The sequence below is a fragment of the Virgibacillus halodenitrificans genome, assembly GCF_001878675.1.
Taxonomy (GTDB): domain Bacteria; phylum Bacillota; class Bacilli; order Bacillales; family Amphibacillaceae; genus Virgibacillus_Q; species Virgibacillus_Q halodenitrificans.
The window spans coordinates 3,309,869-3,328,541 of record NZ_CP017962.1; the positions used below are offsets into that span (position 1 = coordinate 3,309,869).

The window sequence follows — 18,673 nt, forward strand, 5'->3', positions numbered from 1 at the left end:
ATTATTTCATCCTCCGGCGGATTCCCTTGCTCCGTGGACGATTATTTTTGCCAGTGATGCGAAATTCCCCCATCTCTGCAAGAACGCAACATTAAAATAGAACTTAAAAATAAAGCGATCGCATACAGCTACAGTATGCGATCGCTTTTTAACTTTTAATCTCTTGCAAACTTTCTTTTGTATATCCATAAAGCAAATCCAGCTAATAGGAAACCTGCACCTATCATGAAGATATTGAAAATATTCGTCGCTGTATTAGGCAGTTCATTTCCTGAATTATTTGTACCTCCTGAAATAGTCGGTTGTGCCGGATCATCCGTGTCCTCCGGATCGTTTGGTGAAATAGGGTCATTTGGTTTTAATGTGTTTATTATGGTAAACCCATTTACTTCGGTATCATATCCATCCACCGGTTTTTCACCTACCGTGTACACGATTGCTTTACCTTCATCGTCAAATTGCTGTAGGCTGGCAAAAGTATACTTCCAATCCATTTCCTTCGTAACCTTCTGGCGCTTCAGTTCCTTATCATTAGCATATAAGATAACTGTAATTGCTTCCGGTCGATCTGCAAGACTATCATTCTTCCAGATTTTTTCGCCTTCTACCACTGTCACATCTGCACGAAGGTTTGTAATGTCGAAACCGTTAATGATCGTTTTATAGCCATCAACTGCTTTTTCATTAATGGAGTAATTAATTTCCTTACCTGCTTTATCATACTTCGGTAAGTCTTTAAATGTGTAACTCCAATCGTCTTCTGCTGTGACTTCTAGTGACTGAACGATTTCTGCGCCATTTTTCACTTGAACCATAATTTTATCCGGACGATCTGCTGATTTATCATCTAACCACGTTTTCATTCCGGACACTTCTGTCGTTTGCTGTGTATTGGTTACATCATGGCCACTCACTGTTGAAGTATATCCAGTAACAGCGTCTTCTTTGATGGTGTACGTAATTAAGTTACCTTCTTTATCGTACTTGGCAAGGTCTGTAAAAGTGTACGACCAGTCTGTATCTTTGGACACTTCGGCAGATTGTTCCGCAACACCGTTTGCCAGCAAATTCACTGTAATTGTATCTGGACGGTATCTCTCATCCACTTCCTCCCATGTCTTCTCACCAGTTACTTCGGTTGATTTTTGGGTATTCGTAATGTTGTAACCATCTACCTCTGTCTCATACCCTTTCGGAACATTCATTTCTTCCACTGTGTAAGTGATTTCTTTGCCTGTTTTATCATACTCTGCTAAATCAGTGAAAGTATATTCCCAGTCAGTTTCAGCTGAGACTTCCAGTGTCGCTTCGTTCTCACCATTTGCCAAAAGCTGCACAGTAATGGAATTCGGGCGGTATCTTTCATCAACTTCTACCCATGTTTTCTCACCAGTTACTTCGGTCGTTTTTTGTGTGTTAGTGATGTTAAAACCATCTACTGTTGATTTATAGCCTGTTGGCACATCTAGCTCTTCCACTGTATAGGTAATTTCTTCCCCTGCTTTATCGTACTTCGCTAAATTTGTGAATGCATAGGTCCAATTTGTATCCTCAGAGACCTTAACGGTTGCTTCTTTTTTTCCATTCGCTAAAAGCTGTACAGTGATGGAATCCGGACGATAACGTTCATCGACTTCTATCCATTCTTTTGTACCTATTACCTCTGTAGATTTCTGCGTATTTTTTATCTTATAGCCATCAATATCTACATCATAGCCTGCTGGAACGTCGTTCTCTTCCACGGTATATGTGATTTCTTTTCCTTGCTCATCATATTTCTCAAGATCACTAAATGTGTACATCCAATCCGTATCAGCTGTGACTATGTGGGTATCAATAACTTCGCCATTTGCTAATAGGTTTATAGTTACATGATCTGGACGATATCTTTCATCAACTTCATTCCAAATCTTTTCAGCAGTTACTGCAGTTTTTCCAACCCGTAAGTTTGTGATGTTATTATTGGATATGGTCTTTTTATAACCTTCTACCGCTTCTTCATCCACAGTATATGCAATTTCTTTCCCTTGATCGTCATACTTCTCAAGGTCTGTAAATGCATATTTCCAGTCAGAATCAGCACTAACAGTGGCTGTTTTATTTGTTTCTTCTCCATTTGACAGTAACTTCACTGTAATAGATTCTGGACGATCTGGTGAATTATCATCCAACCATGTTTTTGTTCCTGTCACGTCTGTTTTGCCCACACGAAGATTAGTTATGTTAAATCCATCTATTTTTGTTTCATAACCTTCTAGAGCCTTTTCTTCCACTGTATACGCATATTCTTGCCCATTTTCATCATATGCTTCTAAATCGTTGAACACATATGTCCAATCATCTTCAGCCTTTAATTGTACAGTGTCGAAAAGCTCTCCGTTTTGTTTTAAATAGACAATAATGGATGTTGGACGATCCTTAGAATTATCATCCAGCCAGCCTTTCGTTACTTCAATTGACTTCTTCTCCGCACGCGTATTTGTAATGTCAAAGCCACTCACTTGTGAATCATACCCTTTGACATCTTGTTCTTTAACCGTATAGTCATATAATTGACCATTGTTATCATACTTCGGTAAGTCTTGGAAACGATATACCCATTCAGCATCTGCTGTCGTTTGCGTTGTATCTACAACAACATTATTACGTAAAAGATTAATGGTAATCGTTTCTGGCCTGTCGGTAATTTTATCATCTTTCCACCGCTTTTTTCCGGAAACTTCCGTCGTACCAACACGAGTATTGATAATATCATATCCATCAATTTTCGCCTCATATTTTTCTGGTACATTTGTTTCTTTAACGGTATACGTGTATGCTGCTCCATGCTCATCAAATTCTGCTAAATCTGTAAAGGTGTAAACCCATTTACCTTGATTGTTCGGCTTCACCGTTTTATTTTTAGAGAATGATTTATCTTCAACTCCATCAATGTTTCTCTTTAAATTTACCGTAATTTCCTCCGGACGATCTGTTGGATCTTCATCTTGCCAAATTTTTTCACCCTTGACTGAAACAGTTCCAACACGAAGGTTTTCAAGGTCAAAACCATTTACAGTTGTTTCATAGCCCTCAACCGGAACCTCTTCAATGGTATACGCAATTTCTTCCCCATTTGCATCATACTTATCAAGATCTTTGAAAGAATACTTCCAATCGTTAGTTGCTTTCACTTCTGTTGTTGCTACTTTTTCTCCATTCGCCAACAGTTTAACTGTGATTGCATCTGGACGATCAGCTGACCCATCATCAAGCCATGTTTTTGTTCCTTCGACGGTTGTAGTTTCTGTGTTTGTTATTATAAATCCATTTACTCGATCACCTGTTACAGCAGAATTATAACCATCTACGTTAAGTTCTTCTACTTGGTAATCAATGACTTCTCCAGCTTTGTCATAGACGCTTAAATCTTTAAAAGTTGCTTTCCAATCATTTTTCTCACTTAACTTCACTGTTTGATCTGTAGGTAAAAGCTTTACAGTAACAGATTCATTATCTCCTGAGGAATTGTTCCACTTCTTCTCTACCGTTATATCCGTGATTTTTTCATTTGTCATCACTTTTTCAATAACTTGGTTATCCTCAGTAATGTCAATATCAATCGGTGTTTCGTCCAGTCTATATCCAGCTGGAGCTTTTGTTTCAATTAATTGGTACTTACCAAGGAAAAGGTCATCAATCCGTAGTTCTCCTTGATTATTTGTAGTTAGGTTTTCTTTAACCAGCTCTCCATTTGCTTTAACCAATTTAAATGTTGCGTTTTTTAGTGTCGCATCTGTTACATCGTCTTTTTTCACTAATTTTACTGAACCTTTATAACGCTCATTTTTCATTGTAAGCTGCTGATCTTTCGTACTATTAACATTCACTGTAAATTTAATTGGCGTTCCGTTTGTACGGTAGCCGTCTAATCCTTTTGTCTCAACAAACTGATAGTTTCCGGCTTCCAGTGTATTGAATGTTCTAATCTTTCCTTTATCATCTGTTGTTAGGGTAGCAATTGTTTGGTAATCACCAGTATCATCCTGTTTTTGCAGGGCGAATTCCACACCTTTAAGGGCTATGTCTGAATCTAAATCTTTCTTTGTTAAAACGACAGCACCACGTGGTTTATTCGTAACAGATACCTTTACAGGTTCTGGCTCTTTATCTCCAATTACCACTTCATGTTCTGTTGAATCGAGTACAAATCCTTTAGGTGCTTTTGTTTCCTGAACATAATACGTGCCAGCTTCTTTTAAATCTTTGAATAAAATTTCCCCATCTTGATCAGTTGTCGCTTTTGCAAGTTCTTTTTTGTCTTCATCATATAAGGTAAACTCTGCGTCCTGCAATGCTTTGCCTTTATTATCTGTTTTCAATAGTTTAATTGCATAAACTGGTACAAAGTTTTCAACTCTATAGGTTGTTTTCGTTTGTTCATTATTTTGTTCGTATTTTTTATCGATTATAATTGTTTGTCTTTCTTTCTTGGTTACATACCCATCAGGTACAACTCGTTCATGTAATTCATATTCTCCGAAGAGTAAGCGACCAAAATCAATTTGACCATTTTCGTCTGTAGTGCCTGTTTTCAATACGTTCCCAGTATCAGCATCAATTAAGTCAAATTCCGCTCCTTCTAAGCTCTTTTCTTCTTGTCCGTAAGTGGTATCAACTTTATCAATGACAAGATAGCCCGCTTCACCTGAGCCGCCACCTGATGCTAATTGTTTAATTGTTACCTTACCGCCACCGTCCGTTTGGCCGCCTTCAATGATGTTGTCTCCTGTGACACTATATTGATTTGTTACTTCACCATTATGGTTTTCAAAAAATAATGTGGAATACTCTACAATAAATGCGCGTTCCACCTCATTCTTCCATATAATCGTAAAGTCCGGTTCTCCTGTTGTATGTGTTAATTGGTATTGCTCTGGAGAAATCTCTTCTCCTTTGGTTGCTTTACCATTTGTATCAACGGATGCTTTATATACTTTAATCGTGTTTGTTAAATACTCCTGGTTAGCAGAAATGGTATCTACCAGCTTTAGATTATTAATCTTTTGCTGCCCGAGATTGACTTTTACAGACCAATGAACCTGTTTCCCGTCTTGATAGCCCGATTTTTCTCCATAAGTTTCGGCTTTAACAATGCCTACTTCAGCCTTTAAGTCAGATAATTTGTTGGTCCCATCCAATACTTCAGCTTTGTTAACATATTCCTTTTGGATATCACTTAATCCTGCAAGTGATGTTTTGTATTCGATCTTGTGGGCTTTATTTGTTTCGCCAATTGTGACTTGGAATGTATTCTGTTCTGAGTCAACACTTATACCATTAGTAAGTTCGTTGCCCTCCGATATATTCCCTTCTTCATCAATTGCTAGTTCTTTCACCACAATCGAATCTGCAACAATTTTCTGGTTCCCTTGTGGTGCATCTTTAACAATTAAATTTCCGATTTCGTTCTCACGGTAATTCGTGTAAATCGTCCAGGTAATTTCCTTTGTCTCTGGATCATACGAGCCGTTTTTCCAATCATTATTTTTCGTCTTGTCATTTAGCTCTGTTCCTGCGGTAACCTCTTTCGTTATCGAATCACTACTGCCTTCTGGGGTCCAAGTAATTGCTGCGGTATTTGTTGGCTTATGATCTGGGACCTCATCTGCAACATAGCTAGTTTGATAAGTAATAACGATTTTTTTGTCGGTAGTAAAATCATTTGGAAACTGAATAGTGAATGGATTATCTCCTGAAATACTAAAATCCTTATAATCCTCCCCATCAACGGTAACCTTAAGGCTATTCTCAATTAAAGCCAGACCCTCACCCAATGTATCCTTTATGCTAATGTTCTCCATTGGATATTCATCATGATTAACTTCAATCTTCCAATCGATCGTTTTATTTTTATAATCAACCGTTCCAGCTGATTTAGATCCATAATACGTTCCCACATGTGTGCCAGAACCATCTGATTCTGTGCCAAATCCTGCTGTGTTTGCAACTTCAAATGAATCCAATACACGGTCTTTCACTTTTGTTTTGTATGTTACTTTATAAGGTTTAGTTGTAGTTATACCAGTTACTTTAAACTGATCTGTTCCAGGCACTAGCTGAGCACCCTCTGGTAAGCCTACATTTTCGGTTGCATGCGCTTTACCTTCTTCATCAATTGTAACTTCTGTAAATTTCAGACTGTCCTCAACTAACTCCAGTTTTCCTGCTGGTGTCCAAGCATCCTTTAATGTAACATCATTTAAATTTTTCTCATTATAATTAAATTCAATTTCCCATTCGATAATCCCTGTCTTCGGATTATAGCTTTTAGCTGCCTTTTTCTTAATTGCTTCTCCGCGATTAATTGTGGCTGTGGATTTTGCTGAAACATCCTCCAACTGATCATCTGATAGAATAGCATTGTTCGTAAATTCTTTTTTCTCATCATCCGTAACTGTAGTAACATATTCCACCCGATATGCATTTTTAATATCACCAAGCGGAATAGACAGTTTTCCATTCGCAAACGTCTCTCCAGTGACGTCGATCTCTTCTGCATCCCCTAGCACATTTCCGTATAGGTCCACTTTCAATTTCGTAACTTTTAAGCTACCGTCCTTATATTCGGTTCCTGCTGGAAGAATGTCTGTAATTAATGCATTCGTTAAAGAAGTTCGATTTTTATTAATCGTTACTTCCCAATTTATTTCATCCGCATTATAGCCTTTATTAGGAGTACCTTTTTTCTCTATTGTTTTTCCTGTTTCACCTTGAACAATTGGAATGCGAATTTCTCCCTCTTCGCCAATAGGTTCAATAATCGCTTCTCCATCTTCGACATCAACATTTTTCTCATCTAATTGCGAAATGATTTGGATCCAGCCTGTAACATTGCTATGTGTTTCTACATAATCAGTGAATATCAATTCCACTTTTTTATCTTTAGTTATTTTATAAGTAGCAACGGTTAGACCAGTGGCGTCTTTTAGCTCCCCCGATATTTCTTCTATTACCTTAATCCCTTTTGGCAATTGAAATACTTGCTGATCACCTGCTGTATACGTATGGCCATTCTCAAGATTCCAGTCCAGTTTTAATTGGAATTGATCTTTTGGATCTAGTAAATTCTCTACCGTATACGGATTTCCATCCAAATCAGTTACTGAACCCAGCAGTAAATTAAAGCCAGAAGCTTCTTGTGCTGCTGGTTGAACCAAGTTCTTCTCTGTTTCAGTGTCTTCCCCATCTACTTTTTTTGTATCTTTTTCTTTTGCTGAGACTTCAATTTTAGTAATTTCATTAGTGCTTTCAGCGTTTAGCTTTTCTTTTTCCTTATCCGGATTCTGCTTTTCCTCTTCTGCTACTGGCTCAGTTGTTGTATTTGCATTTTCATCCGTTACTGGTGAACTCGTTTCCGATTCACCTTCTGGAGGATTCTCACTTGCGTCTTGCTCATTCGCTTTTGTAGAATCTGTAGATTTTACCGCACTTAGCACGATCGTCCCGCTTGCTTCAGGATAATTGTCTATCTCATTAGAGATTTGAACAGTAAGGATACCATCTGTTGTTGCCTGATAGGTACCGATTGCGCTTCCTTCTTTTCCTAACTCACTTTCCTGTGGCTCGCTAAATTCCAATTCAGCAGGGAGCTGAAGTTTTTCATTGCTGTCAGCCCGGATGTCTTTGTCCTTTACTGACCAGCCTATGTTGATATGTACTGGCGCACCTGCACTCACATCTTCAAGTTTAACTTTATTTCCTTCTTCATCTGTTAATACGCTGTCTGTAAAAATACTCTGTTGCTTTCCTTCTGCCTTAACTAATGATGGTGAAATCCCACTAATCATTGTTTGAAAAAGCAGCACACAAATAAATAACATACTTAATCTTCTTTGCATTGCTAAGCTCCTTTCTCGATCCCCTAAAATATGTTTACTATTTTTAATCAATACCAAATTATAGAGAAAGAACTTATACAAATACTGAACAAATTTACTTACTTAATTCTACCTAGCCTGCAAAAATAGGTATAAATACCTAATTATCACCACCGATATTTAGATTGCGATAAACAATTTTTTTGAGGTTATTGCAAATCATGTAATGAATGAATATACTTCACTTATAAGCACCAAATTATTTCTTGGTATAACACAACACGAATTTCTACCTCAGCTAAAACAACTACAAATATACTATTTAATTCTAGTAAAAAATAACAAACAGCTGAATAGGAGTGGATGTTATGAATATTGTTCTGATTGATGACGAACCATTAGCAATGGACCTTTTGGAGCGTCGCTTAAAAGAGCTATATGAAGAAGCGTGTGTGCATAAATTTATTCATTTCGATTACAATAAAAACTCCCATATTCTATATGAAACGGATGTCATATTCTTGGATATAGAAATGCCAGGAACTAATGGACTTGAACTCGCAGAAAAAATTTTAGATATAAACTCAGAGTTGGCCATCGTATTCGTTACTGCTTATCAAGCTTATGCAGTACAAGCATTTGAAATAAATGCATTAGATTATCTTTTAAAACCTGTAGAAAAAGATAGACTAAAAAAGACCTTAGACCGAATTACGTCAAAAAGATATGATCGTTCTGCAACTTCATATACAACTGATCATGATAAGAGCTTAACTATCTCTGTATGTGGGGAACTTTCTTTTCAATATAGTAATGGGGAAAAAGAAGTTATCTCCTGGAGAACAGCCAAAGCCCAGGAATTGTTTCTCTATTTATTACATTATTGCGGAAAATCAATACATAAGGCCGAATTGATTGAATTACTTTGGCCTGATTATGAACCGGAAAAAGCTTATACCCAATTGTATACGGCAATTTACCATATTCGACGAGCCTTACGTCATTACCGTAAACATCTCAATATTAAAAATGTGCAATCAGGATACACATTACAAATAGAAGAAGCACAAATTGACATAAGAAGTTGGGAAAGTAAGCTTGAATCAGCTCCAAAGTTGGAGCTTAGTACCATTGAACTATATGAAGAAATCATGGAAGAATACACGGGCAGTTATTTGGAAGTAAATGACTATATATGGGTCGAGCAAGAAAGATTTCGACTAAGTCAATTATGGGCCAAAACAGCAAACCAGATCGCAGCTTGTTATGAAAAAAAGCATGATCTGGAAAAAGCAATCGAATGGTATGTGAAGATTTGTGAAAAACATCCGGAAGAGGAGCAAGCGGCTTTTCAATTAATGAAAATTTACGCTGAAGTTGATTACGGTGTGCTGGTCCATTATCAATACAAACGACTAAAAAAGGCGTTAGCTGATCTGGGACTGGAAGTAAATAATCAGATAACATCTTGGTATGAAAATTGGGAAACAGGAACCATGCCTAAGGTTTAGGAGGAATGGAAATGGCAACTCTCAGTTTCATAAAATAGAGGATTGCCCTTCCGATGAAAAGTTTGTATTTTAAAGGTAAGCAAAAATTCGCTTATTATGTCGAATGAACTGCTATTTATTTAATTAGGAGGTGATAACAAAATGAATGATAATCTGATGTTAGAACAAATTATGACGAAAATTGATGAGATGTCGAAGCTTGTTGCCACAAAAGACGATCTAAAGAATTTTGCTACGAAACAAGATTTCCAGAGACTTGAAAATAAGATAGACACGAATACTAATAGAATTGATGAGCTAAATGTAAAAATGGATAAACAATATGACCAAGTAAAGCAGAATACGCAGCTGATTGAGCAAAATTTTAAGCAAATCGCCAAGAACAGCGAGCAATTGGATAATTTAACTAAAAATAGTAACCGTCAGGAAGACGTAATTGCGACTTTGGCTTTACGTGCAGTGGAACAGGAAAGTAAACTAAGAAGTCATATTGCACACTCTTAAATTTTATCAATCCGTACTACATTCCCCAAAGTTTAGCATCAACTTCAAGTATTCTCTTCAAACAAAAATACTGCAAACAGTTCAACTAACACGGCGATTGGTTCTTACAATAAAAAACTTCGGCATATGCCGAAGTTTCTTCTTTATTGGTTTCTCATATTTTCAGGTAATGCATGAATCGATTCAATTAGCAAATTGAGTTTCCCCTCGATGCGGTGTAATAGATAAAATGTTACCGCTATGGGAAAACCAACATCTGTAATGAAAGGTATCCAGCTTTCCATGATTGTTTCCTCCTTTTTGGCGTGACATCGGCGTGGGTGAGGTGGATATAGCATTTTGTGCCTCGTCTGTTGCTTGCTCTGTCGCGGTATGATGCTTAGCTATCTCGGATGCTGCCCTCTCTGTCGCGGTTTGGCTCTCGCTTGTCTCTGGTGTAGCTCTTCTTGTCGCGGTGAGGCGCCTCGCTGTCTCGGGTGTTGCTCTTTCTGACGCGGTGACGCGCCTCGCTATCTCGGTTGCTGCTCTTCCTGTCGCGGTGACGCGCCTCGCTGTCTCGGGTGCTGCTCTTCCTGTCGCGGTGACGCGCCTCGCTGTCTCGGGTGCAACTCTACTTGTCGCGGAGAGGAGCCTCGTTGTCTCGGCCGCTGCTCCTAACCCCTTCCCCATATATAAACAGGACCAGTGGCCTGGCCGCTGGTCCTGTTTCTTGATCAAACGTTTATTTAATTTAGCGGTTGCCCTTCTATTTACAGAATCTCTACATCTTCAATTGTCTGTTCAACAAGGCGAGCACTTTTTTTAGCGATTAAATCGCCACCGCCGGATGTGAATGCATTTTGTGTGATGATCTCATCCATTGCCGCGTTAACAGCAGCTGGATCAACTGGTTCTTTTGGGTTATCAATCGTATATGTTACGACCTTACCATCATAGTTATCGAATTTGAGTTCTAATCTTTTCATTTCCTGACCTCCTTTCTATTAAATTTAAGCTGGATCAACTATCCCTGATGGATATCGGTGCTATCTTTACGATGAACCATGTAAAGTGGAAGCTCCTGCAATCCGGAAATTGCCTCAGCTATAGCGTATAGCTGATCTGCTGTTGCGGCTGTTTTAACATTGTTAAAAGTTTTTGACTTATAAAGCGATTTTCCAGTTTCCAAGTCCGTGCCATTAACAAATACCAGCTGTAATGAGGATTTCATTAATTCTGCTACTGCCATGTGTCTCACCTCCCTTTCACAACTATAATCGTATGTGGTGAGCAAAAGGGGGCATGGATGTTTATTTTTAATTTAATTTACTTGTAGTTATTGATAATTTCTTTCCCATGTGAATAAACTTTCAACAGGGAAAATTAAGCTTTTCCTTAAGACTGCGTGGACACCGAAATTGAACTTGTTACTTTTTGTTGCCTAAACGAAAAAAGTCCAACATCTTTACCAGATGCTGGACTTCCTTCTACTTTCTAATAATCACTCTTATCATAAACTCAAATACTTTCAAAATGCGTTTAAATCGAAACGGTTGCTGTAATAGTCGGTAGAGCCATTCCAAATTCAGATTAATCCAGGTCTGAGGTGCACGTTTAACCTCACCAGCCAGCACGTCAAAACTCCCGCCAATTCCCATGAATATACCATTGGAAAATTTATCTCGATGTCGGTTGATCCATTGCTCTTGACGCGGCAAGCCAAGTGCTACAAAAATTATGTCTGGTTCTGCTTCAGCTATTTTCTTGGCAAACTCCTCATCCTCTATATCAAAGAAGCCATGATGCTGTCCTGCAACTTTTAAATTGGGGAATCTTTTCTTTGCTTCCAAAACTGCTTTTTCATTCACATCTTTCTTTGCACCAAGAAAATAACAGCTATACCCATGTTCACCCGCGAATTCCAGCATATCAATCATTAATTCATAACCAGCAACTCTCTCTTTTAATGGTTGTTTCAGAATTCTTGATGCGATGATAATACCTGCTCCATCTGGTATTACGTAATCTGCTTTGTTTACAATTTGCTTGTAATTATTGTCTTCCCTTACACGCATAACAATTTCAGGATTAGCAGTAACAATCATTTTTTGTCGATTATTTTTTAAGTCAGGGACTAAATAATCATGTAGAAACTCTTTTTTACTGCAATTCAAAAAATTAACATCCATTATTTTTACTGTTTCATTATCTCTCATATCCTAGGCTACCTCTCATTTTGTCCTGCTTCCGTAATCTTCTTCTTACGTAATTGTAATAAATATAGTATTTACGAATACACCTATTCATAGTAAAATTAAGGTTAGCTTTACTTTAACTTAACATAAATTTTACTAGTGGTATTTAGGGATATAATACCATTTACAAAAAAATATTTCTATTTTACTTATTGAGGAGAAAAACTATGTCGAATAAAGATACACATTCTCGTATTGTGAGGAGAAAGAAAAGAAGGCTGAGAAAGAGAGCCTATTTTATTCTTATCCCTGTTATTGTAGCATTTCTTGGAGTGATTTCCTATGCATCCTATCTATATATTAAAGCAGACAGCGTATTTTCCGATGCTTACGATAAGGATGGCAGGGAAAAATCGGAGCTCAGGGAAAGTGCAGTCGATCCAAAGGTAGATAATGTTTCTGTTTTGATCATGGGTGTTGATGCCAGTAATGTAAGGAAAAATGCTGATAGTTCAAGAACAGATACCTTAATGGTAGCAACATTGAATAAAGATGATAAAAGTGTAAAACTTGTTAGTATCCCACGTGATTCCTATGTATATATACCTGAAGTAGGTTACAAAACAAAGATCAATCATGCTCATGCATACGGCGGAGAAGACGCTACAATTGAAACAGTAGAGAATCTGCTTGAAATTCCAATTGACTATTATGTGAAAGTGAATTTCGAGGCATTTATTGATGTTGTAGATGCAGTTGATGGCGTGACAGTTGATGTACCTTACGAGCTTCGTGAACAAAATTCCAAAGACAAGGCTGGAGCAATACATCTATTACCGGGAGAGCAACAGCTTGATGGTGAAGAAGCTCTTGCACTTGCCAGAACAAGAAAACTTGATAATGATATTGAACGCGGAAAAAGACAACAGGCTATTATTGAAGCAATTATTAACAAAGCTGTGTCTCTAAATTCCATTCTAAAATATGATAATATCATTGAAGCTGTTGGTGACAATATGAAAACCGATATGTCCTTCAGTGAAATGAAAAGCTTTATCTCTTATGGAACGAAAGGTAAGAATTTAGACTTTGAAACCATTACCTTAGAGGGGAACGATTATCAGCCTGGTAAGACGTATTACTGGCAATTGGATGAAGTTGCACTTAATGAAACAAGACAAACATTGCAACAGCATTTAGACATCTCATCATCCAGTATGGCTTCAGAACCAACGAGTAATGCGGAAGGCGATCAAAGTTCCAACTAAATAAACTAGAGCAGCTGCCCACAAAGGCAGCTGCTCTTTTTTGCTTCTATTTTACTCTACGGTCTAAAACAAAGCTATGGCTTTTGTCTCATCCCTTTCAGCAGATTAGTCAATGGTTTATATTCACTGTTAATTAGCTCTAAATTTTCGATTAGTGCCTGTACTGCCAGCATGGCAATGGTAAAGATTAGAATGGATCCCCACACAGTGGTCATGGAGAATAAAATGGCCGCCAAACTAAACATAGCACTCAATGCATATATAAATAATACAGTCTGTTTATGCGTCAGCCCGAATTTCACCAGCCGATGGTGCAGATGAGAGCTGTCAGGACTTGATAATGGTTGTTTATTAATATACCTTCTCACCATCGCAATTAACGTATCCGATATTGGAACCCCTAATATAAAAATTGGGATAATGAACGAAATAATGGTTACATTTTTAAAACCAAGCAATGCCAAAACCGAAATCATAAATCCTAAAAACAAGGCTCCAGTATCACCCATAAATATCTTCGCAGGATTAAAATTATACCGCAAAAAGCCCATCGTACTAAAGAATAGGATTAGCGCCATTGTTGCTACATATACATTGCCCATAATAATTGCCATCACAGCTATCGTCATTAAGGCAATAGAAGAAACGCCTGCTGCCAGTCCGTCGAGCCCATCAATAAAATTAATCGCATTCGTTACTCCTGCAATCCAAATGATGGTTATTACGGAGCTTAAAAAACCAAATTCAATCTGCCCGCCAAATGGCAAGTTAATAAATTCTACTTGCAATCCGCCCCAGAATACAACAAGCGAAGCAGCAAGAATTTGAGTAAGAAATTTTACCTTTGGTGATAGATCAAACAAGTCATCAAAAAATCCAAGAATAATCATAATAAATCCGCCAATAACAATGGCTAAATGATATTCACTAACCGGTTGAAGAATGACCAGGCCAATGAGAAAGCTCATAAAAATGGCAAGCCCGCCCAAAGTAGGGATAGGGTCTTTGTGCACTTTTCGATAATTTGGCTTATCTGTTGCATTTAATTTTTTCGCATATTTTATTACTATCGGAGTTATTATTAATGAAATTAACGTGGTTAAAAAGGCTAAAATCACGATTTTAATCACTTAGCCCACCTCATTTTCCCAGAGAAATCTGTTTATAATTTACACTCAATTAACATTTTTCATTCCTAAGTATACATTATAAACGTTTTCGGCAAATTTCTCCAACGTAAATTTAGAAGATGCATGAGAATATAACTTTTCTCCCATTAAAGGTAGCATACCCTTTCTGTAGAAATTAAATGCTTCCTTTAATGCCAATGCCACCTCCGAGGCATCGCCTGGTGAAACCTTCCAACCAAGAGATTTATCAGTTATAAGCTGGCTTACTCCACCGACATCTGTGGCGATAATCGGGGTCTGTACACGAGCAGACTCAAGAAGGACCAATGGAAAACTTTCGCTAAGGGATGTTAGCAACGTAACATCTGCCATTTTATATAGGCTGTCTATATCATTTCTATGTCCCAAAAAATGAATGTTTTTTTCTAATCCCTGGACTGCTGCATCTCTTTTCAATTTATCAAATAAGGCCCCATCTCCTACTACCAATAGATGGCATGTGTTACATGCTGCTAGCAGCTGAGCAAAAGCTTTAAAAGCAATGGCATGTCCTTTTACCGGATCCAGTCTCGCCACCATTAAGATGAGAAAGTCGTCCTCCGGAATGCCGAAATCTGCCTTAGCATAAACTGGTCCCTGATGCTTTTGTTTAAAATCAATCCCATTCAATTCGGTTGTTATTTTCGCTTCCGAAATACCTGATTCAATAAGACAGGTTTTGAATGGATCCGATATCGCAATTAATTTATCAGCCTGTTTCATTGCACGAATATTCACATGGGAAAGTAGCTTGCCATAAATACCCTTTCCCATAAAGTCAAGCAATGGATTACTGTGGACAGTTACAACCCAATGAAAGGGAACTAGCTTCTTCAGAATGCTTGCATATACATTTGCACGTGGTCCATGGGTGTGCAGAAAATTAATATTTTCTTCCATCATAAAGACTTTTAGCTTTCGTACAAGAGGTATGCTTAATTTATTGGAACATCCAAAATGTACGGTATTGATTCCTGCAGCTTTTGCTCGCTGAAACAACTCACCTTTTTCCATCACTCCGAGAATAAATTGTTCCTTATCGAGTCGTTTCATGAGTCCAAGAATATGATGCATGCCTCCACCTGTCTCATTTCCAGCATTTAAATGTAGCACCTTCATTTTTATCGGTCCTCCGGTCGCTTTATTAGTACATTAATATAACCAAAGAGGAGCGAATTTATAAGGAAGATGGTTGAATCCAAGAAATCCTGTCCATACTAGGTGGAGTAGCTTTTCAGGAAGCTTTATGCTGGTTTTTGATGATTTGGTGGGGTCAACGATTCGTTAAATTGGTAAAATTTTTATGTCTAAACTAATTATGAAAAACTCATTAAAGTAGTTAATCTTGTTACACATCGCTACGGAAAATACTGCGCTTTTCGGGGGCGGCTGATGAGCCTCCTCATGCTAACGCATTCCGGGGTCTCACCGAGGCCTCATCTCCCCCAGAAGTCTCCGTATTTTCCTCCGCTTAATTTTACTTTTTTAGCAATAAATGGCTTTAGTATTAAATGGAAAAAGCTTGCTTAACATCTTCAAGTACAAGTGAAAAGCCTACTCGGCATTTAAAATTTTAAAGCAGATATAAATTGATTGGAATGGAAGATGGCGACTCCTGCCGGAATAGCATGAGCTGAAGACCCTGGACGTAGCGTAGCGGAGGAAGCGGCTGAAGCCATGCCGGCGGCAAAAAAGACACTGCGAGGTAACGAGCAGATGTCGCGTTTGTACCCGGAGGTGTGAAAGCGTCCCCCTACAGCGGAAATCAATGGGTCAATCCACTTGCTTCACCATCTGCAATAGAATCTATTCTATGTTGCTTTAAAGTCAGCCTGGATAATTATCTTGTAACTACTATATCTTTATCGAAGAAAGTGATGCATTACAATGACCTTACAATTTATAAAGCAAAATAAAATATTATTCTTTTTAATCATTATTCAACCCATTCTTGATTTGCTTACACCGCTGACAATGGACCTACCTTTGTCGATTGGTGCTTTGTTTCGCACAATTCTAATGCTTGGTTTATTTTTTTATATAGCTAATACATTTTTCAAGAACAACAAGACTTATTTCATTGCCTATGCAGGTTCTTTTTTGGCTGTTGCTATCATGTTTGTTATTAATTTTACATCGAAAGCTAACTTTGTTTTTGTTACAGAGTTTAACTTCTTATTAAAGGTGAGTTACTTTCTTGTCATCACCTATTTTATTTTGAGTCTATTTCAGAAAAAACCATGGGGAAATAAACTCATTATAAAGGCAACGATGATCGCAAGCTGTCTCATTGGTTTTAGTTTTTGGTTAGCTATCTTCACAGATACAAGTATCTCCAGCTATGTAAATGCTAATTCCGGCTATTCCGGCTGGTTTTTCGCAGCTAATGAATTAAGTGTTATTGTACTTATTTTGCTCGGAATTATTGTTTCAACACTTACTTACACCAATGACCTGCTGGCATGGCTATCGTTTTTATTAATCATAAGCATGATTCCCATGATTGGGACGAAGACAGCATTTTTGGGCGGGTTAATAATTGTCCTTGGACATACCGTTCTTCTGCTTTGGAAAACACGTATGCGTATATGGAAGCATCCATCGGTGACTGCTTATCTTTTAGTTATTGTTTTGTTTTTTACTTTGTTGCCTTTTACCCCGGCAACCTCTGATTCCAGACCAAATAGCATGGAACATCAACAGCAAAGACAGCCAGTTGTCATTCCAACAGATACATCAGCTATTTATATGCATCCGAAAGTGGTCAATGTGTTAAGCTCCAGACCTATTTATTTGGATTCTATAAAAGCAGATTTTCAAGATGCTGAACTACCACGCCAGTTATTCGGACTTGGCTATGCAGGGGATTATGAAAAACAGCCAAAGATTATTGAGATGGATTTCTTTGATTTATTTTTCAGCTTTGGATATATCGGATCTGTGTTATTGCTACTCCCCGTCTTTATGATCATCTGGCACACAGTAAAGCATCCTTCCAACTCGATGACAGCAAAAGGGAATCTTCTTCTCATTCTCCTATTATGTGGAGGCATTTCCTTTCTGGCAGGACATGTATTATTTGCTCCATCTGTGATGAGCTATATTGCATTACTATTTCTTGCTCTTGGGGGCGTGTATGAATATGAAGGGTAAGGTAAGTATTATCGTACCGGTATATAATGCGGAGAAAAAATTAGAGGCCTGCCTTGATAGCATCCTGCACCAATCCTATCAGGAGCTGGAAATCATCCTAGTTAATGATGGCTCTACAGATGAAAGCGGGAAGATTTGCGATAGTTATGCCACTGCATACAAACACATACAGGTCATCCACCAACCAAATTCCGGCCCTTCTGCTGCCCGCAATCGAGGAATTCAAGTAGCTACAGGGAAATACGTGCAATTTGTGGATGCGGATGACACAATCCATCATGTCATGACAGAGAAATTGGTCATGGCAGCAAAAGGGAATCTCGTTATTTGTGGTTATCAAAGCCTTTCACCTTATGGACAAACGGAATACTTCCCCTCCTTAACAGGCAACTACAAATTTGAGGATTTCCGACAGCATATTGGCTTATTATTTAAAGAAATTATTCTGCCTTCCCCTTGCAATAAATTGTACAGGCTAGAGAACATAATGAAGCACGGAATTACTTTTAAAGAAGGTTTAACGATGGGTGAGGATCTTTTATTTAATTTAGATTATATCGCCACATGTTCTACCATCGACATATTGCCAGAGGCTCTTTACAAGTATTGCATTCATCAAGAGCATTCCCTTACATCGTCTTATCTAGCAAATTTTTGGAAGCAACAGAAGCATCTATTAGAACAAGTGAATCTTTTTTTGGAGAAGCACCAGTGTAATGATGGGGCGAATTATTATTACATGGAACAAGTTTCACTCCAATCCATAATTAACAGTCTTGATCATTTGTTTCATAATCAAAATCATTTAAACCCCATGGAAAAAATAAAAAAAATGAAGAGCCTGCTTCGCGAAATAGTCTTAGACCAAAATCTTTATTACAAAGCTTCCCTCCAAGATCAGCTTATTCGCATGCTAGTGAGGAAGCAAAGTATCATGGCTCTTTACCTCTTATTTCAGGTAAAGAACAAGCTGCGACATACACCTTTGTTTTCTCAGTTAAAAAAACTGCTGAGAGATGTCTAAGGTCTAGCTAA

The 18,673-nt window shown here is 37.9% G+C and carries 12 protein-coding genes; 5 read left to right on the top strand and 7 right to left on the bottom strand.

Annotated features, from left to right (window positions below; translation table 11 throughout):
* Positions 1-155: 155 nt before the first annotated feature.
* Positions 156-7,880 (bottom strand): Cna B-type domain-containing protein, encoded by a 7,725-nt coding sequence (locus tag BME96_RS16520; protein WP_071649669.1) that lies wholly within the window; start codon positions 7,878-7,880, stop codon positions 156-158.
* Between the two features lie 347 nt (positions 7,881-8,227).
* Here BME96_RS16520 and BME96_RS16525 point away from each other — a divergent pair, with 347 nt between their 5' ends.
* On the top strand, positions 8,228-9,370 hold the full coding sequence (locus BME96_RS16525) for a response regulator (protein ID WP_071649670.1): 1,143 nt from the start codon (positions 8,228-8,230) through the stop codon (positions 9,368-9,370).
* Between the two features lie 141 nt (positions 9,371-9,511).
* Positions 9,512-9,874, top strand: a complete 363-nt coding sequence (locus tag BME96_RS16530; RefSeq protein WP_071649671.1) for a hypothetical protein — start codon at positions 9,512-9,514, stop codon at positions 9,872-9,874.
* Positions 9,875-10,017: 143 nt separating this feature from the next.
* Here the strand turns inward: BME96_RS16530 and BME96_RS16535 are convergent, their stop codons facing one another.
* From BME96_RS16535 to BME96_RS16550, 4 genes are all read right to left on the bottom strand, one after another.
* A complete protein-coding gene (locus BME96_RS16535; protein WP_019378075.1) occupies positions 10,018-10,158 on the bottom strand; it encodes a YvrJ family protein in 141 nt (46 codons plus the stop codon).
* A 465-nt stretch (positions 10,159-10,623) separates the two neighbouring features.
* Entirely contained in the window at positions 10,624-10,839 is a 216-nt protein-coding gene (locus BME96_RS16540) for a DUF2922 domain-containing protein (protein ID WP_019378074.1), read from the bottom strand.
* Positions 10,840-10,877: 38 nt separating this feature from the next.
* Complete coding sequence (locus BME96_RS16545; RefSeq protein ID WP_019378073.1) at positions 10,878-11,102, bottom strand: DUF1659 domain-containing protein; 225 nt, start codon at positions 11,100-11,102, stop codon at positions 10,878-10,880.
* A gap of 238 nt (positions 11,103-11,340) precedes the next feature.
* Positions 11,341-12,069: a WecB/TagA/CpsF family glycosyltransferase gene (locus tag BME96_RS16550; RefSeq protein WP_071649672.1), complete on the bottom strand. Its 729-nt coding sequence runs from the start codon at positions 12,067-12,069 to the stop codon at positions 11,341-11,343.
* A gap of 206 nt (positions 12,070-12,275) precedes the next feature.
* Here BME96_RS16550 and BME96_RS16555 point away from each other — a divergent pair, with 206 nt between their 5' ends.
* Positions 12,276-13,316, top strand: a complete 1,041-nt coding sequence (locus BME96_RS16555; protein ID WP_071649673.1) for an LCP family protein — start codon at positions 12,276-12,278, stop codon at positions 13,314-13,316.
* Positions 13,317-13,390: 74 nt separating this feature from the next.
* Here BME96_RS16555 and BME96_RS16560 read toward each other — a convergent pair whose 3' ends face one another.
* Complete coding sequence (locus tag BME96_RS16560; protein ID WP_071650049.1) at positions 13,391-14,437, bottom strand: glycosyltransferase family 4 protein; 1,047 nt, start codon at positions 14,435-14,437, stop codon at positions 13,391-13,393.
* A 54-nt stretch (positions 14,438-14,491) separates the two neighbouring features.
* Positions 14,492-15,604, bottom strand: coding sequence for a glycosyltransferase family 4 protein (locus tag BME96_RS16565; RefSeq protein ID WP_071649674.1), 1,113 nt, complete (start codon positions 15,602-15,604; stop codon positions 14,492-14,494).
* A gap of 768 nt (positions 15,605-16,372) precedes the next feature.
* On the opposite strand from BME96_RS16565, the gene BME96_RS16570 reads away from it, so the two are divergent.
* Together BME96_RS16570 and BME96_RS16575 are read left to right on the top strand one after the other, a co-directional pair.
* On the top strand, positions 16,373-17,638 hold the full coding sequence (locus BME96_RS16570; RefSeq protein WP_071649675.1) for an O-antigen ligase family protein: 1,266 nt from the start codon (positions 16,373-16,375) through the stop codon (positions 17,636-17,638).
* Complete coding sequence (locus BME96_RS16575; protein WP_083547503.1) at positions 17,622-18,662, top strand: glycosyltransferase; 1,041 nt, start codon at positions 17,622-17,624, stop codon at positions 18,660-18,662. The genes BME96_RS16570 and BME96_RS16575 overlap by 17 nt, the downstream gene beginning before the upstream one ends.
* The last annotated feature ends 11 nt before the right edge of the window (positions 18,663-18,673 follow it).

Excerpts from the sequence above, each read along its gene's own strand:
- BME96_RS16520 (WP_071649669.1), bottom strand. The coding sequence starts at position 7,880 with ATGCAAAGAAGATTAAGTATGTTATTTATTTGTGTGCTGCTTTTTCAA.
- BME96_RS16530 (WP_071649671.1), top strand. The coding sequence starts at position 9,512 with ATGAATGATAATCTGATGTTAGAACAAATTATGACGAAAATTGATGAG.
- BME96_RS16550 (WP_071649672.1), bottom strand. The coding sequence starts at position 12,069 with ATGAGAGATAATGAAACAGTAAAAATAATGGATGTTAATTTTTTGAAT.
- BME96_RS16525 (WP_071649670.1), top strand. The coding sequence starts at position 8,228 with ATGAATATTGTTCTGATTGATGACGAACCATTAGCAATGGACCTTTTG.
- BME96_RS16570 (WP_071649675.1), top strand. The coding sequence starts at position 16,373 with ATGACCTTACAATTTATAAAGCAAAATAAAATATTATTCTTTTTAATC.
- BME96_RS16545 (WP_019378073.1), bottom strand. The coding sequence starts at position 11,102 with ATGGCAGTAGCAGAATTAATGAAATCCTCATTACAGCTGGTATTTGTT.
- BME96_RS16565 (WP_071649674.1), bottom strand. The coding sequence starts at position 15,604 with ATGAAGGTGCTACATTTAAATGCTGGAAATGAGACAGGTGGAGGCATG.
- BME96_RS16540 (WP_019378074.1), bottom strand. The coding sequence starts at position 10,839 with ATGAAAAGATTAGAACTCAAATTCGATAACTATGATGGTAAGGTCGTA.
- BME96_RS16555 (WP_071649673.1), top strand. The coding sequence starts at position 12,276 with ATGTCGAATAAAGATACACATTCTCGTATTGTGAGGAGAAAGAAAAGA.
- BME96_RS16575 (WP_083547503.1), top strand. The coding sequence starts at position 17,622 with ATGAATATGAAGGGTAAGGTAAGTATTATCGTACCGGTATATAATGCG.
- BME96_RS16535 (WP_019378075.1), bottom strand. The coding sequence starts at position 10,158 with ATGGAAAGCTGGATACCTTTCATTACAGATGTTGGTTTTCCCATAGCG.